The organism is Bradyrhizobium sp. ORS 278, assembly GCF_000026145.1.
In the GTDB taxonomy this organism is placed as follows: Bacteria; Pseudomonadota; Alphaproteobacteria; order Rhizobiales; family Xanthobacteraceae; genus Bradyrhizobium.
The window spans coordinates 335044-350828 of record NC_009445.1 but is presented as its reverse complement, the minus strand read 5'-3'; the positions used below and the strand labels follow the sequence as shown (position 1 = coordinate 350828).

Below are 15785 nucleotides of genomic sequence, written 5' to 3'. Positions count from 1 at the left end.
TTGCCGGGCTTGACCCGGCAATCCATCATCGAATGACTTGATCGAAGTGAGATGGATGCGCGGGTCAAGCCCGCGCATGACGAGAGGAGTTCACCCGCGCCAGCAGCAGCAGTCCGACCGCGAAGAACAGCACCAGCACGGCCATGCCGGCCTTCTGGCTCGCGGTGGCCGCGGTGATGATGCCGATCAAGAGCGGGCCGATGAACGACGTCACTTTTCCGGTCAGCGCAAACAGCCCGAAATATTGCGCGACGCGCTCCTTCGGGACCATCCGGATCAGCAGCGAGCGCGAGGCGGCCTGCAGCGGCGCGCCGCAGGCGCCCATCACGCAGCCGAGCAGCAGATAAGCGCGCTCCGGCAACGAGGCGAACAGCGGTCCGCCGGGGACCGCCGGCGTCACCGGGATGAACAGGATCGAATCGCGGCTGACGAGGAGGATCGCGATGATCGCGAGCAGCAGAAGGGCCATGCTGCCGGCAATGACCCGCCTGGATCCGAGCCGGTCATCGAGCTTGCCGCCGACCCAGCCGCCCAGCGTGCCGGCGACGGCGAGGATGATGCCGAAGGTGCCGATCTGGATCGTGTTCCAGCCGAACGTGCCGGCGGCATAGATGCCGCCGAACGCATATAACGACACCAGGCCGTCGGTGTAGATCATGTTGGCGATGAGGAACAGCGCGACGTCGCGCTGCTGGGGGAGGCTGCGCAGCGTCTGCTTCAGCTCGCCAATGCCTTCGCGCACGGCTGCGCCGAGCCGATGGCGCGCCGGAAAGTCGGGCGTGAACAGGAACATCGGCAGCACGAAGATGATGAACCAGACCCCGGTGAGCGGTCCGGACATGCGATCGCCCTGATGCGTCACGGGATCGAGGCCGAACAGCGGCGTCAAGCCAAACAGCGTCCGGCCGCTGTCGGGATTGGCGGCGAGAAAACCGAGCACCAGAATGAGCGAGAGGATGCCGCCGACATAGCCGGTGGCCCAGCCGGTGCCCGACAGCCGGCCGATGCGCTCGGGCGGCACCAGGGTCGGCATCATCGCATTGTTGAACACGGTCGCGAACTCGACGCCGATGGTCGCGAGCACATAGGCCGCGAGCAGCGGCGGGATCAGGTCGGGCGCGCCGGGCCGTCCGATCCACATCAGGCTGGAGCCGATCACCAGCAGCGCGCCGAACGCCGCGATCCACGGCTTGCGGCGGCCCGTCGCGTCGGCGATGGCGCCGAACACCGGCGACAGCAGCGCAATGACGATGCCCGCCGCGGCGGTGGCAAAGCCCCACAGCGCCTGGCCGCTCGCCGCATCCGGCGCGACATGGGCGGCGAAATAGGGCGCGAAAACGAAGGTCGTGATCAAGGTGAAATAGGGCTGTGCCGCCCAGTCGAAGAAGATCCAGCTGACCACCGCCGCCCGCCCGGGATAGCTGCGCTCCTCAGTGGCCTCGGTGTTCTGGATCGTGGTGACGGCCATGCAAATCCTCTGCGATCTCGCCATTGCCCCGCGCCCGCGATCGCCTCGCTTTTCGTGCGACGATCACGGGGTCGCGTTTTACGTCGGCAACGTGGCCCTATAACATCCGACGATCCCGGGCGAATGTCAGCAGCGGCAGAATTGCAATGATCCTCTTCACGATTGATCGACGACGACTCCTTGCAGGCGTCATGCTGCTGCTGGCCGGCTGCTGGCCGGCGCATGCGCTCGATCCGCAAGGCGTCGACGTTCCGCAGCCGCCGAACGTCGCCGCACCAGCGCAAGCCCCGGCGCATGGCATGGTGGTGGCGCAGGAGCGCATCGCCGCCGAGGTCGGCCAGCGCGTTCTCGCGCTCGGCGGCAACGCTGTCGATGCCGCGGTCGCCACCGGCTTCGCGATGGCCGTGACCTATCCGGTCGCCGGCAATATCGGCGGTGGCGGCTTCATGGTCATTCATCTCGCGAAGACCAATGAGGACGTCGCGATCGACTACCGCGAGACCGGCCCAGCGGCGATGACGCGCGGCATCTTCCTCGGCGCCGACGGCAGGCCCGACAATGCCAAGTCGCGCGATTCGGCGCTGTCGATCGGCGTTCCCGGCTCCGTGGCGGGCCTGGCGCTGGCGCTGGAGAAATACGGCTCGGGCAAATTCACGCTGGCGCAGCTCGTCGCGCCCGCGATCGTGCTGGCGCGCGACGGCATCCCGGTGGCGGATGATGTTGCCTTCACCCTGCCCATGATGGCGCCGCGGCTCGCGAAATGGCCGTCCTCGGCTGCGATCTTCATTCGTCCCGACGGGACCGTGCTGAAGGAAGGCGACCGGCTGGTGCAGCGCGACCTCGCGGCCACGCTCGCCGCCATCGCCGAGCGGGGTCCGCGCGGCTTCTACGAGGGCCCGGTGGCCGAGAAGCTCGCCAAGGCGATCCAGGCCGCCGGCGGCATCATGACAGCAGACGATCTCAAGGCCTATCAGCCGGTGCTGCGTACACCTGTGCGCGGCACCTATCGCGGGTACGACATCGTCTCGATGCCGCTGCCCTCCTCGGGCGGCACCGTGCTGGTCGAGACGCTGAACATCCTCGAAGGCTTCAAGCTGAGCGAGCTGAAGCAGGGTTCGCCGGCGTCGCTGCATCTGCTGATCGAGGCGATGAAGCGCGCCTATGCCGACCGCGCCCGCTATCTCGGCGACCCCGCCTTCGTGGATGCGCCCGTGCGCGCGATGCTGTCGAAGGACTACGCGGCCCAGCAGCGCGCCGGCATCGACCCCGCCCGCGCCACTGGCGCCGGCGACGTGCTGAACATCAAGCCGCTGCGCGAGGGCAGCAACACCACGCATTTCTCGGTGGTCGACAATGACGGCAATGCGGTCAGCAACACCTATACGCTGAACTTTCCCTACGGCGTCGGCCTGATCGCCGAGGGCACCGGCGTGCTGCTCAACAACGAGCTCGACGATTTCACCGCCGCACCCGGCGCGTCCAACGCGTTCGGACTGGTCGGCTTCGAGGCCAATCTCCCCGGGCCGGGCAAGCGGCCGCTGTCGTCGATGTCGCCGACCATCGTGCTGAAGGACGGCAAGCCGGTGCTGGTCACGGGCTCGCCCGGCGGCAGCCGCATCATCTCGACGGTGCTGCAGGTGATCGTCAACGTGCTCGACTATGAGATGGACGTGCCCCAGGCCGTGAGCGCGCCGCGGCTGCATCATCAATGGATGCCGGACGAGGTCCGCATCGAGAAGGGCTTTGGCGACGACGTGCTGGCCGATCTGCGGGCCCGCGGCCACAAGATCGAGGAACCGATGGGACGGACCTCGGCCAACTCGATCCTGGTGACATCGGATGGCCTGGTCGGCGCGCCCGATCCGCGCAGCAAGGGGGCGACCGCGGCCGGGCGCTAGAGTCAGGTATCTGCATCCGGCTGGTCCGTTCCTGGCGAGGGCCGGAGGACGATTTGCCGCCGCCTGATGGACGCGTTCCATGGCGTCGCTCCGTTGGCGAGGTGTCCGAGCCGGGTTAGAACACGTCTAGGGCGCCACGCGGCGGAGCCTGCTCGACGATTTCAGGCGTTCTGGTGAACTTGCGCAGATTATTTGTCGGCCTTCTGGTGTTCGCGGGTCTGCTGGTGGCGGGCTGGCTCACCTATCGGCCCGATCGCGCGCTGCGCGCCGCCACGACCGCGGTCGCCGAGATCATCTGCGCCAAGACCTTCGTCTCCGGCCTCGATCCGCAAACCACCTTTGCCGAGACCATGGAGCGCCCCGGCCTCCGCCGCTTGCGCGCTGTGATGCGCTATCGGGTCGAGCCCGACATGCGGGTCGTCGACGCCTCGCTGCTCGGCCTGCATGCGAGCCGCGCATCCTATCATGACGGCCTCGGCTGCGTCTCGTTGCAGGGCCAGAAGCCGCCTTACGTGCCGCACAGCGACATCAACGCGCTGCGCGGCGGCGGCCCGGCAGCCGCCCTCCCCGATTTCGCGGACGCGAACCCCGTCGAGCCGGCCAACCCCGCCCTCAAGGCGGCGCTCGATCACGCCTTCGAGGAGCCGGCCGCTCCGCCGCTCCGCCGCACCAAGGCGGTCGTCGTCATCAAGGACGGCCGGCTGATCGCCGAGCGCTATGCGCCGGGAATTGGAGTCGAGACGCCGCTGATGGGATTCTCGATGACCAAGACGGTCACAAACGCGCTGCTCGGCATTCTCACCCGCCAGGGTAAGCTCAGCCCATCCATCCAGGCACCGGTCCCGGAATGGCGCGACCCCGGCGATGGCCGGCACGAGATCACGATCGAGCAGCTGATGCGCATGACATCGGGCCTGGCGCTGGACGAGACCAATTCGGGATTCGATGCATCGAGCCAGATGGCGATCCATCGCGACATGGCCGCCTTCGCCGTTCATGCGCCGCCGATCGCGCCGCCCGGGCAGCGCTGGGCCTATTCGAGCGCGTCGACGCAGATCCTGGCCCGCATCATCCGCGATGCTGCCGGCGGTCCGGAGCAGACCATCGAGCTCGCCTGGCGCGAGTTGTTCAACCCGCTCGGCATGCGCCACGTCACCTTGCAATATGACGGCACCGGCACGCTGCAGGGCTTTGGCAACATGCTGGCCAGCGCGCGCGACTGGGCGAGGCTGGGGCTGCTCTATCTCGGCGACGGCGTGGTCGGCGGCCAGCGCATCCTGCCCGAAGGCTGGGTGGCAATGTCGGCGACCGCGACGCTCGACACCGATTATGGCGCCGGCCTCTGGACCAATCGAAGCCAGCAGATTCACGCGCAGGGGCGTGCCCGCGCTGGCATTCCCGCTGACGCCCTCTTCGCCTTCGGCCTGCTCGGCCAGCGCCTTGTGATCATGCCGAGCCAGCACATGGTGGTGGCCAGGCTCGGCGATTCGGTCGATCCGGACGGCGACATCAAGGGCGTCGCCCGGCTGGTGCGCGAGGTGATCGCCGCGACCGCGGCGCCGGCGACGGCCGCGAAATAACGCTCAGCGGCCGATTTCGTACGGGCCGCCCTTCTCAAGCGCGATCTTGTAGGCCGGCCGCGCCTCGATGCGGGCGAGCCAGTCCATGGCGCGCGGGTGGCCTTGCTCCAACCCGCCGCGCGCAGCGGCCGCCTGCAGTGGGAAGCTCATCTGGATGTCGGCGGCGGTGAACTCGTTGCCGGCGAACCAGTCGCTCTTCTGCAGCTCGCTCTCCCAGAACCCCATGTGCTGCTTCAGTTGCGGATTGACCAGCGTCGTCAGCGCCTGGTTCGATACTTTGCGCACGATCGGACGCAGCAGCGCCGGCGCGCGCTTCGGCATGATGTTGAACAGCAGTTTCAAGAGCAGCAGCGGCATCGCCGAGCCCTCGGCATAGTGCAGCCAGTAGGAATAGCGCAGCCGCTCCGGCGTCTTCGGCGGCGGGATCAGCCGGCCATTGCCGTAGGTCTCGATCAGATATTCGACGATGGCGCCGGACTCTGCGACCGTGTTGCCGTTGTCGGTGATGACCGGCGACTTGCCGAGCGGATGAATCGCCCGCAGCTCTTTCGGCGCGCGCATGTCGGGCTGGCGCTCATAACGGACGATCTCATAGGGCACGCCGAGCTCCTCGAGCAGCCAGAGCACACGTTGCGAGCGGGAATTGTTGAGGTGGTGAACGGTGAGCATGAAGTCCCCGGAAGACGGATCGGAGTGACGAGCGCTGTTCCGTAGCAGGACAAGATCGCTTCGGCGAGGCGCTGGGACCCGGGATGGAAGGTCAAAATATTTACCCGGATAATATTGACACCGATTTATATCCGGGCTTTATTCGCCCGATCGCATAGGGATTGATGGATATGGATACCTACACCGCCTTTGCCGGAGCCGATCGCGTGGCGGCGGGGCCGCTGCCGAAAGTGGCGCTGGCGCTGAAGCATGCGCCGGCAAGCCCGGCGCCCGTGATCATCTTCAGCGACCGCACCGGACGGCCGATCGATCTCGATCTGCGCGGCAGCGACCGGGAGATCCTGGCGAGACTCGCCGGCGGCTCCAATATGCCAGCCGAGCCCGCACCCAGTGAGCCACGGGGTCGCGGCCGCCCCCGGCTCGGCGTGGTCGCGCGCGAGGTGACCCTGCTGCCCGAGCACTGGGAATGGCTGGGCGCGCAGCCCGGCGGCGCCTCGGTGGCGCTGCGCAAGCTGGTCCACGAGGCGCGCCGCGCCAGCGGTGACAAGGACCGCGCCCGCGAGGCGCGCGATGCCGCCTATCATTTCATGTCGACGATGGGCGGCAATCTCCCGAATTTCGAGGAGGCGGCCCGGGCGCTGTTCGCGGACGATCTCACCCGCGTCACAGCTTTGATCATAGACTGGCCGGCGGACATCCGCGACCATGCGATGGCGCTCGCACAGCGTCACCACACCGATTGAGATTCGGTCTCTTCGATCTGTTCCTTTCGAGAAGCCAACGGGAGCCGCCGATCGCGGTGTACTGCCGTTCAATTCATTCCAACACGAGCCGCCGCCCGTTCGCGCGCGGCGGACGGATGATTGCCGTGACCACGCCCGCGTCCCTCCGCAAACCGTTCCTGATGTTTCTCGCGCCGATGATGCTGAGCAACATCCTGCAATCGCTGTTCGGCACCATCAACAACGTCTATCTCGGCCAGATGATCGGCGTCGACGCGCTTGCCGCGGTGTCGGTGTTCTTCCCAGCGATGTTCTTCTTCGTGTCCTTCGTGATGGGCCTGGGTTCCGGCGCCAGCGTGCTGATCGGCCAGGCATGGGGCGCCAAGGAACCTGCGAAGGTGAAGGCGATCGCCGGCACGACGTTGACCATCACATTGTTGCTCGCGGTGTTGATTGCGGTCGGCGGCCTCTATAGCCGCGAGCTGCTGACCGCGCTCGCGACGCCTGCCAACATCATCGATGCGGCCTCTGGCTACGCGCGGATCATGATGCTGACGATGCCGCTCACCTTCGCCTACATCATGCTGTCGTCGCAGATGCGGGCGGTCGGCGACACCGTCACGCCGCTCGCGGCGCTCGCAGCCTCGACAACGCTCGGGCTGGTGCTGACGCCGATGTTCATCCGCGGCTGGCTCGGCGTGCCGCAGCTGGGCGTTGCGAGCGCCGCCTGGGCGTCGGCGACTTCCACCCTGATCACGCTGACCTCGCTCCATCTCTATCTGCGGCGGCGCAAGCATCCGCTGGCCATCGACGCGGCCTTCATCCGGGGCATGCGGCCCGATCCGCTGCTGCTGCGCGTCGTGCTGCGGCTCGGCATTCCCGCCGCGATCGGCATGATCGTGATGTCGCTGGCCGAGATGGTGCTGATCGGGCTGGTCAACGGTTTCGGCTCGGATGCAACCGCGGCCTACGGCGCGGTCAACCAGGTGCTCGGCTATGTGCAGTTTCCGGCGCTGTCGATCGCGATCTCGGTGTCGATCTTCGGCGCCCAGGCGATCGGCCGTGGCAATGCCGAGCAGATCGGCCGGATCGTGCGCACGGGCATCGAGATGAACGTCGTGCTGACCGGCGGCCTCGTCGCGATCGGCTATCTGTTCTCGCGGACATTGATGGGCTTCTTCATCACCGATCCCGCCGTCATCGAGGTGGCGCAGCGGTCGCTGCATATCGTGCTGTGGAGCTCGGTGCTGTTCGGCATGTCCACGACCTTCTCCGCGGCGATGCGCGCCTCGGGCACGGTGTGGATGCCGTTGGCGATCTCGGCCTTCTGCATCGCGCTGATCGAGGTGCCCGCCGCCACCTGGCTCAGCCGCACCATTGGCCTCGACGGCGTCTGGTGGGCCTATCCGATCACGTTCTCGGCCATGGCGCTGCTGCAGATGAGCTTCTATCTCCTGGTCTGGCGCAGGCGCACGGTGCAAAAGATGATCTGATGCACGTCGCGCATCTCCTCGCGGCGACATATGATGGTCATCATAAAGCCCTGGACGCCGCCGGCGCCCCGGGCCACAATGCGCAAAACACGTCGAGGAGACTGCCCATGAGCCGACCCGGACCCGAGTTCATGTTCGATTTCGGCAGCCCCAACGCCTTTCTCAGCCATGAGGCTATCCCGGCCGTCGAGAAGCGTATCGGCGTCCAGTTCTTCTACGTCCCCGTGCTGCTCGGCGGCATTTTCAAGGCGACCAACAACAAGTCACCTGCCGAGTCGCTCGCCGGCATCAAGAACAAGCGCGAGTTCCACGAGGTCGAGACTCAGCGCTTTCTCAAGCGCTTCCACGTGCAGCCCTGGGTCTGGAACCCGCACTTTCCGGTCAACACGCTCAACTTGATGCGCGCGGCGATCGCCGCCCAGCTCGAAGGCGTGTTCGAGACATATGTCGACGCGGCGTTCCACCACATGTGGCGCGAGCCGAAGAAGATGGACGATCCGGAAATCGCGATCGCCGCCATCACCTCCTCAGGCCTCGACGGCGCCAAACTCTTTGCGCGCGCGCAGGAGCCGGAGGTGAAGGCGAAGCTGGTCGAGAACACCCAACGCGCCGTCGAGCGCGGCGCGTTCGGCTCGCCGACCTTCTTCGTCGGCAACGAGATGTTCTTCGGCAAGGAGCAGCTGCGCGACGTCGAGGAGATGATCCTCGGCAGATAGTCTCGACATCGCGCACGCAGCGAAGCGATCCAAGGCTCCGCTTACGACTCTGGATTGCTTCGCTGCTGTTCAGCCCGGGGACATAGCTGACGGGTGTTCGGACACATGGTTGACACGTCAAAATCGGCTCGATTCGTCAAGCAAAGGGGCGAGCGATGCCGTGGCGAGAGGTGTCTGTCATGGACCAGCGACGAGAGTTTGTGATGCTTGCCAAGCAGGAAGGGGCCAACCGGCGGGAGCTGTGTCGGCGGTTCAGCATCAGCCCCCAGACGGGCTACAAATGGATCCAGCGGCATGACACTGGCGACACGGCGCTGGCAGACCGGTCGCGGCGGCCTCATCGCAGTCCTGAGCGCACTGCGGCTGCGATCGAGCAGCAGATTGTCGCGTTGCGCGATGCTCACCCGGCCTGGGGCGCGCGCAAGCTCGCACGTCGTCTCGAGCGCGACGGGCAAGCTGTCCCGGCGATATCCACCGTGCACACCATCCTGCGCCGCTACGATCGCGTGATGGAGCCTGCAGGCACGCCCGGACAGCCCTACACTCGGTTCGAGAAGGATACGCCCAATCAGCTTTGGCAGATGGACTTCAAGGGACACAGTGCGCTGGAAAACGGTGTGTCCTGTCACCCGCTGACGGCGTTGGACGATCACTCGCGCTTCTCGTTGTGCCTGGCGGCTTGTGACAACGAGCGCGGCTCTACGGTTAAAGGACATCTGGAGACGACGTTCCGCCGCTATGGATTGCCGGATGCGATGTTCGTCGACAATGGTGGCCCTTGGGGCTTTACACTTGAAGACCCCTGGACCGCACTGACGGTCTGGCTTCTGAAGCTCGGCGTTCGAACAATCCACAGCCGGCCCTACCATCCTCAGAGCCGCGGCAAGAACGAACGCTTCCACCGCAGTCTGAAGGCTGAGGTGTTTGCCTTCAGGCGCTACCGTGACCTTCCCGATGTCCAGCGGGCATTCGACGAATGGCGCTCCATCTACAATCTCGACCGGCCGCACGAGGCTCTGAACTTCGACGTGCCGGCAAGCCGCTATCGACCAAGCCAACGCACGATGCCGGACCGCCTTCCAGTAGTCGAATACGACGAGGGTGAGACCGTTCGCTCCGTGTCGACCACCAAGGCCTACGTCAGCTTCGAGGGACGGCTGTGGAAAGTCCCGCAAGCCTTTCGCGGAGAGCGGCTGGCTATCCGGCCACTCAGCGCCGACGGACAGTTCGGAATATTCTTTGCCGCGCATCAGATCGCAGCCATCGATTTGCGCGACCCCAAAAGTGTCAACTATGTCCCCGAACAGGTGTAAGCTATGTCTCCGGGCTGAACACTGCGCTCGCAATGACGACGTGGTGAGAACGGAGATCCCATGATGCAACAGCGCAACGCCACCGTCGCCGTGATCGGCGCGGGCGACTACATCGGCGCCGAGATCGTCAAGAAGTTCGCCGCAGAGGGGTTCACAGTGTTCGCCGGCCGGCGTAACGGCGGCAAGCTGGCGCCGCTGGTGGCCGAGGTGGAGGCCGCCGGCGGCCGGATCGTGGCGCGTTCGCTCGATGCGCGCAAGGAGGACGAGACCACCGCCTTCCTCAACGACGCCGACAAGCACGCGCCGCTCGAGGTCGTGATCTTCAACGTCGGCGCCAACGTCAATTTCCCGATCCTGGAGACGACGGACCGCGTGTTCCGCAAGGTGTGGGAGATGGCGTGCTGGGCCGGCTTCGTCGCCGGGCGCGAGGCGGCGCGGTTGATGCTGCCACGCGGCGGCGGCAAGATCTTCTTCACCGGCGCGACCGCGTCGCTGCGCGGCGGCTCGGGCTTCGCGGCGTTCGCCTCCGCCAAGTTCGGCCTGCGCGCGGTGGCGCAGTCGATGGCGCGCGAGCTGATGCCGCAGAACATCCATGTCGCCCATCTCATCATCGATTCCGGCGTCGATACCGCCTGGGTGCGCGAGCGCCGGGCCCAGCTCTGGGGCAAGGAGGCGCTGGACAATCCCGACCTGCTGATGCCGCCCGCTTCGGTTGCCGGGGCCTATTGGCAGCTCTACCAGCAGCCGAAGAGCGCCTGGACCTTCGAGATGGAGATCCGGCCGTTCGGCGAGAAGTGGTAAGGGGGCGAATGGCGGATAGGGAGGAGCGAATAGGGGGTCGCTGATACCGAATGGTCGCCATCCCCATTCGCTACTCGCCATTCGCCATCGGCTTCTCCATGATGGTGCTCGTTCTAAGAGAGGACCCACCCATGCGTATTCTCGTCGTCGGCGCCGGCGCGATCGGCGGCTATTTCGGCGGCCGGCTGCTGCAGTCCGGTGCTGATGTCACCTTCCTCGTTCGTCCCCGCCGCGCCGCCGAGCTCACGAACGCCGGTCTCGTGATCCGCAGTGCGAGCGGCGACGTCACGCTGCCTAACCCACCGACGGTGCAGGCCGACAGCCTGAAGCAGCATTTCGACGTCGTGCTGCTGAGCTGCAAGGCCTATGACCTCGACGACGCGATTGCGTCATTCGCGCCGGCCGTCGGTGCTGATACAGCGATCATTCCGCTGCTCAACGGCATGAAGCATCTCGACGTGCTCGACGCCAAATTCGGCCGCGCGCGCGTGCTCGGCGGTCTTTGCGCCATTGCGGCGACGCTGAATGAGAAACGCGAGGTGGTGCAGCTGCAGCCGATGCAATCGCTGAACTTCGGCGAGCGCGACGGCGGATCCTCGGAGCGCGTGCGTGCCATCTTCGAGATCTTCCAGCGCGGCAATTTCAACGCCGCCGCCAGCGACCACATCATGCAGGACATGTGGGAGAAGTGGGTGTTCCTCGCCTCGCTCGCGGCGTCCACGACCTTGATGCGCGCGCCGGTCGGCGTGATCCTGACGGCGCCGGGCGGCAAGGATTTCCTGCTCGGCATGCTCGACGAATGCAGCGCCACCGCTGCAGCCGCCGGTTACGCGCCGGCCGGCGCCTTCTTTCAGCGCGTCTCCGGGATGATCACCACCGAGGGATCACCGATGACCGCCTCGATGTTCCGCGATCTCCGCGCCGGCCTGCCGGTCGAGGCGGATCACGTCATCGGCGACCTCGTCGCCCGCGCGGATGCGGCGAAGGTGCCCGTGCCGCGCTTAAGGATTTCGTACACGCAGCTGAAGGTATACGAGGCGCAACGGGGGAAGTGAGCGCTGCCTCGTTGCGACGGACGCACAAAATTAGTTGACGAGGCGCGGTCCCGCCGCGCCGACCGCTGTCGTCCCGGCCTTGAGCCGGGACCCATACCCACAGGGAGTGGATTGAAGCAGGCTGGTCATGGGCATGTTGCCCTATTACGTCCGCCGCGGCGTATGGGTCCCGGCGTTCGCCGGGACGACGCCGAATGTGACGCTCGACATGAACTACAAATGCGCGAGATAGTGCGCCAGCGCGGTGATCTCCTCCGCGCTCAGCGGATAGGCCACATCCGTCATTGCGGCTTGGCTGCCGCCGACGCGCTGGCCGCTCTTGTAGTCGTGCAGCGCCTTGACGAGATATTCCTCGCGCTGGCCTGCGAGTCGCGCGACGCCCTTGGTGCCGGCATAGGAGTCGAGATGGCATGAGGCGCAGCGGCGGCCCGCGGCGGCTTCGGCGCCCTTCTTCGACAGGTCGGCATCATCGTCCGGCGGCGACTTCGCCGGCTGCAGCGACGCGAAATAGGCGCCGAGATTGCGGATGTCCTCGTTGCTGAGCTGATCGACGATCGGCTTCATCGCCTCGTTCTTGCGGGTGCCGGCGCGGAAGAACACCAGCTGCCACTGGATGAACTGATCCTGCTGACCGGCGAGCGAGGGGATGTTCTCGGTCTGCGATATGCCGTTCTCGCCATGACAGCCGGCGCACAGCTCGGCCTTCGCCTTGCCGGCGGTCAGATCGGCCGCCACGGCGGGCAGCGCCGAAAGCACCAGCATCAGCGCAGCGACCATGACCTGGCGCATTCCTAGGTTCCCTGGATTCATCGCGGGGGTTCGAGCTCCCATCTTTGTCGTCACGCAATCGTTGTCACGCGAGCGGTCTCGCCGCGCGGCGCTACGCTGTCCAACGCGCTGCGCCCAAAATAGTTGGGGCTGCGCCCGCCATGATGGCAGCGCGCAGCCCCGCGTTGGTCAAAGGCTCACTTCTTCTCGTAGCTGATGCGATAGATCGCGCCCGCCCAGTCGTCGGCCACCAGCATCGAGCCGTCCTTGGCGAGCACGATGTCGTCGGGACGGCCGAGATAGCCCTGATCACCCTCGATCCAGCCGGAGGCGAACACCTCCTGCTTTGCATCCTTGCCGTCGGGACCGACGACCACCCGCATGATCCGCGCACCCTGATATTTGTGGCGGTTCCAGGAGCCGTGCTCGGCGATGAAGATGTTGTTCTTGTACTCCGCCGGGAACTGGTCGCCGGTGTAGAACTTCATGCCGAGCGGCGCCACGTGGGCTCCGAGGTTCAGCGCCGGCGGCGTGAACTCCGAGCATTTGTGGCCCATCGCAAACTTCGGATCCGGCATGTCACCCTGATGACAATAGGGATAGCCGAAATGCTCGCCGATCTTCGAGATCATGTTGAGCTTGTCGCTCGGCAGATCGTCGCTGACCCAGTCGCGCGCGTTCTCAGTGAACCAGTAGCGGCCGGTGCGCGGATCGACGTCGCCGCCGACGCTGTTGCGCACGCCGAGCGCCCAGATCTCGGCATTGCCGGTGCGCGGATCGACGCGGCGAATCTGCGAGACCGAGGTCGGCGGGATGCCGATGTTGAAGGGCGGGCCGAACGGAATGTAGAACCAGCCCTCCTTGTCGACCGCGATGTACTTCCAGCCGTGCGCCGCGTAGGACGGCATGTCGTCATAGACGACCTTGCCCTGGCCAAGATTGTCGAGATTGGCCTCGGCATTCTCATACTTGATCAGCTTGTCGACCGCGATGACGTAGAGATTGCCATCCTGGAAGGCGAGGCCCGTGGGCATGTTCAGGCCCTTGAGGACCGTCTTGACCTCGCGCTTGCCGCCCTTGTCGCTGATCGCATAGACGTTGCCGAGCCCGAACGAGCCGACGAACAGCGTGCCCTTGTCGCCCCAGGCCATCTGCCGCGCGGCGAGCACGCCCGACGCCCAGACCTCCATCTTGAAGCCTTCCGGCAGCTTCACCTGCTTGACGATCTTGGCGAGCTCGGCGTCGGAGGCGCCGGTCGGGGGACCGGACGGCGGCGCGAGGCCCTTCTGCGCCTCGGTCTCGTCGCCCAGGAACCAGTCGTCCGGCGGATGCGTCCAGAATTCCTTGGTGCCGGATTCGTATTTCTTCAGGCCCTTGCCTTGATCAGATTGCTGCTGCGCGCCGGCGATGCTGGTCCCGGCGAGAAGGCTGATTGTTGCAAGCGCAAGAATGCTTCGGTGGAAAACCGATATCATCGCTTCACTCCCATGAGCAGCTCGTGTGGCTGCGTCTATTTATCGGAACGTGTTTCAAGGACGTTCTTTGGTCGCCACGTCTGTAGTCGACTCGAAAATGGTAGCACATCCTGCGCGCGTGAGAAGCGGATTGCGGCGAAGTCTGCGTGACGCTCGCATCGCGCCTCTGCACTCAGAGCATGCCAGATGCTTATTTGCTGTGCGCGGTTTTGCGACGCATCGATCCGTGTCGCCGCGGCGGCAAGAACGGCCATGCGCTGTATTCATACGCACCGATCGCGGGCGCGATTGGCGCGGCCCTCATCCCCCGCTAGTCTGCGGCCCCACGAACGGCGTGAACGACGCCTCCAAGACACGCCTCCAAGACTCGTGCCGAACAGGACAGCCGATGTCGCAACCGTCAGATCTTCAGACACCGAAAGCCGGTGCGGGCGTGCTCGAGCTGCTGCGCCAATTCGCCGCCGACCCCGCATCCGCCTCCGCCTATGGCGAAGATTGTCTGAAGCGGACGCAGAGCATCGAGCCGCAGCTGAAGGCGTTCGAATATCTGCCACGAGATGTGACCGCGAAGCGTGGTCCGCTCGGCGGAATTCCCGTGGCCATCAAGGACGTCATCGCGACCTCGGACATGCCGACCACCAACGGGTCGGCGATCTATCGCGATCACGTGCCGGATGCCGACGCGTGGGTCGTGGCACGGCTGCGCGATCTCGGCGCGACCATCTTCGGCAAGACGGTGTCGACCGAATTCGCCTGGCGTCATCCCGGCCCGACCGTCAACCCTTGGAACCCCGCGCACACGCCCGGCGGCTCGTCGTCCGGCTCCGCCGCGGCCGTTGCTGCGGGACTCGTGCCGCTGGCGCTGGGCACGCAGACGCTGGGCTCGGTCATCCGTCCCGCGGCATTCAACGGCGTTGTCGGCTTCAAGCCGAGCTTCGGCGCGATTCCGCGCACGGGCGTGCATCCGCTCAGCCCGTCGCTCGACCATGTCGGCTTCTTCGCGCGCCGTGTCGACGATGTGGCCCTTGCTCTTTCTCTGCTCGCCGGCCGCAGCGCGGATGATCTCCACGGCCGTCCACTGCCCGGATTTTCAGTCGACATCGGGCACGGACTCGCGCCGCTCGCCAAGCCGCGCCTTGCGGTGGTGCGCTTCGCCAAATGGGAGCGCGCCGAGGCCGAGCAGAAGGCAGTGTTCGAAGCTGTCATCGACAAGCTGCGTGGCGCAGGCGCGGCGATCGAGGAGGTCGCGCTGACGGAGCTGGACAGCGCCAGCTGGGACGCGATCAACACGATCATGCTGAGCGAGGCGACGACGATCTTCTCCGACCTGATCGCGCGCTATCCGGACCGCGTCAGCGACGTGATGAAGGGCCACGTCGAGAGCGGACGAGCCAAGACGGCGATGGCGTACCTCGCCGCAAAGGCCACGCAGGCGGCCCGGCAGACGGCGCTCGCGGCAGAACTCGCGGGTCATGACGCGGTGCTCACCCTGCCGGCGTTCGGCGAGGCGCCGCGCGGGCTCGACTGGACCGGCGATGCCGAATATTGCGCGCCCTGGACCTTCGTCGGCGCCCCGGCCGTTGCGTTGCCAGCCGGCTTTGGCAGAAACGGCCTGCCGCTCGGCGTCCAGGTCGCAGGCACCTATCGCAACGATCTCCAGCTTCTCCGCGTCGCGAAATGGGTGGAAACGGCGCTCGCCTTCGATCCCGGCCTGCCGCTCATGGCGCAACCGACGCGATGAACCGCTTGATGCCGGGGACCTCTCCGGTCACCGCAACAGAACCCTGCGCCAAAGCCCAGTGGCGGGTTTCCGGCCGGCGCTGTAAA

General features: G+C 66.0%; 13 protein-coding genes. 9 read left to right on the top strand and 4 right to left on the bottom strand.

What is annotated here, in order from left to right:
- Positions 1–64: 64 nt before the first annotated feature.
- Complete coding sequence (locus BRADO_RS01605) at positions 65–1468, bottom strand: MFS transporter (RefSeq protein WP_011923574.1); 1404 nt, start codon at positions 1466–1468, stop codon at positions 65–67.
- Positions 1469–1659: 191 nt separating this feature from the next.
- Between BRADO_RS01605 and ggt the strand changes: the two genes are divergently transcribed.
- Positions 1660–3366: a gamma-glutamyltransferase gene (gene ggt, locus BRADO_RS01600; RefSeq protein WP_011923573.1), complete on the top strand. Its 1707-nt coding sequence runs from the start codon at positions 1660–1662 to the stop codon at positions 3364–3366.
- A 173-nt stretch (positions 3367–3539) separates the two neighbouring features.
- Positions 3540–4946 (top strand): serine hydrolase, encoded by a 1407-nt coding sequence (locus tag BRADO_RS01595; RefSeq protein ID WP_011923572.1) that lies wholly within the window; start codon positions 3540–3542, stop codon positions 4944–4946.
- Between the two features lie 3 nt (positions 4947–4949).
- Here BRADO_RS01595 and BRADO_RS01590 read toward each other — a convergent pair whose 3' ends face one another.
- Complete coding sequence (locus BRADO_RS01590) at positions 4950–5615, bottom strand: glutathione S-transferase family protein (RefSeq protein WP_011923571.1); 666 nt, start codon at positions 5613–5615, stop codon at positions 4950–4952.
- 170 nt (positions 5616–5785) lie between these two features.
- Here BRADO_RS01590 and BRADO_RS01585 point away from each other — a divergent pair, with 170 nt between their 5' ends.
- The 6 genes from BRADO_RS01585 (at position 5786) to panE (ending at position 11715) form a co-directional block, all read left to right on the top strand.
- Complete coding sequence (locus tag BRADO_RS01585) at positions 5786–6358, top strand: DUF2239 family protein (RefSeq protein WP_085972760.1); 573 nt, start codon at positions 5786–5788, stop codon at positions 6356–6358.
- Between the two features lie 116 nt (positions 6359–6474).
- Positions 6475–7830, top strand: coding sequence for an MATE family efflux transporter (locus tag BRADO_RS01580; protein WP_011923569.1), 1356 nt, complete (start codon positions 6475–6477; stop codon positions 7828–7830).
- Between the two features lie 107 nt (positions 7831–7937).
- Positions 7938–8546 carry a 2-hydroxychromene-2-carboxylate isomerase gene (locus BRADO_RS01575; RefSeq protein WP_011923568.1) on the top strand — a complete coding sequence of 203 codons (609 nt, stop codon included), beginning with the start codon at positions 7938–7940 and terminating at the stop codon, positions 8544–8546.
- Between the two features lie 155 nt (positions 8547–8701).
- Positions 8702–9859 (top strand): IS481 family transposase, encoded by a 1158-nt coding sequence (locus BRADO_RS01570; RefSeq protein WP_011923567.1) that lies wholly within the window; start codon positions 8702–8704, stop codon positions 9857–9859.
- 63 nt (positions 9860–9922) lie between these two features.
- Entirely contained in the window at positions 9923–10660 is a 738-nt protein-coding gene (locus BRADO_RS01565; protein ID WP_041757259.1) for an SDR family oxidoreductase, read from the top strand.
- Between the two features lie 131 nt (positions 10661–10791).
- Positions 10792–11715, top strand: coding sequence for a 2-dehydropantoate 2-reductase (panE, locus tag BRADO_RS01560; protein ID WP_011923565.1), 924 nt, complete (start codon positions 10792–10794; stop codon positions 11713–11715).
- A 213-nt stretch (positions 11716–11928) separates the two neighbouring features.
- On the opposite strand, the gene BRADO_RS01555 is transcribed toward panE, so the two are convergent.
- A complete protein-coding gene (locus BRADO_RS01555) occupies positions 11929–12504 on the bottom strand; it encodes a cytochrome c (RefSeq protein ID WP_011923564.1) in 576 nt (191 codons plus the stop codon).
- Positions 12505–12680: 176 nt separating this feature from the next.
- Positions 12681–13958 (bottom strand): sorbosone dehydrogenase family protein, encoded by a 1278-nt coding sequence (locus BRADO_RS01550; RefSeq protein ID WP_011923563.1) that lies wholly within the window; start codon positions 13956–13958, stop codon positions 12681–12683.
- A 388-nt stretch (positions 13959–14346) separates the two neighbouring features.
- On the opposite strand from BRADO_RS01550, the gene BRADO_RS01545 reads away from it, so the two are divergent.
- Entirely contained in the window at positions 14347–15699 is a 1353-nt protein-coding gene (locus tag BRADO_RS01545) for an amidase (RefSeq protein ID WP_011923562.1), read from the top strand.
- The last annotated feature ends 86 nt before the right edge of the window (positions 15700–15785 follow it).

Bases quoted from the DNA above. Each gene is read 5' to 3' on its own strand.
- BRADO_RS01605 (WP_011923574.1), bottom strand. From the start codon at position 1,468: ATGGCCGTCACCACGATCCAGAACACCGAGGCCACTGAGGAGCGCAGC.
- ggt (WP_011923573.1), top strand. From the start codon at position 1,660: ATGCTGCTGCTGGCCGGCTGCTGGCCGGCGCATGCGCTCGATCCGCAA.
- BRADO_RS01590 (WP_011923571.1), bottom strand. From the start codon at position 5,615: ATGCTCACCGTTCACCACCTCAACAATTCCCGCTCGCAACGTGTGCTC.
- BRADO_RS01585 (WP_085972760.1), top strand. From the start codon at position 5,786: ATGGATACCTACACCGCCTTTGCCGGAGCCGATCGCGTGGCGGCGGGG.
- BRADO_RS01580 (WP_011923569.1), top strand. From the start codon at position 6,475: ATGATTGCCGTGACCACGCCCGCGTCCCTCCGCAAACCGTTCCTGATG.
- BRADO_RS01575 (WP_011923568.1), top strand. From the start codon at position 7,938: ATGAGCCGACCCGGACCCGAGTTCATGTTCGATTTCGGCAGCCCCAAC.
- BRADO_RS01570 (WP_011923567.1), top strand. From the start codon at position 8,702: ATGCCGTGGCGAGAGGTGTCTGTCATGGACCAGCGACGAGAGTTTGTG.
- BRADO_RS01565 (WP_041757259.1), top strand. From the start codon at position 9,923: ATGCAACAGCGCAACGCCACCGTCGCCGTGATCGGCGCGGGCGACTAC.
- panE (WP_011923565.1), top strand. From the start codon at position 10,792: ATGCGTATTCTCGTCGTCGGCGCCGGCGCGATCGGCGGCTATTTCGGC.
- BRADO_RS01555 (WP_011923564.1), bottom strand. From the start codon at position 12,504: ATGCGCCAGGTCATGGTCGCTGCGCTGATGCTGGTGCTTTCGGCGCTG.
- BRADO_RS01550 (WP_011923563.1), bottom strand. From the start codon at position 13,958: ATGATATCGGTTTTCCACCGAAGCATTCTTGCGCTTGCAACAATCAGC.
- BRADO_RS01545 (WP_011923562.1), top strand. From the start codon at position 14,347: ATGTCGCAACCGTCAGATCTTCAGACACCGAAAGCCGGTGCGGGCGTG.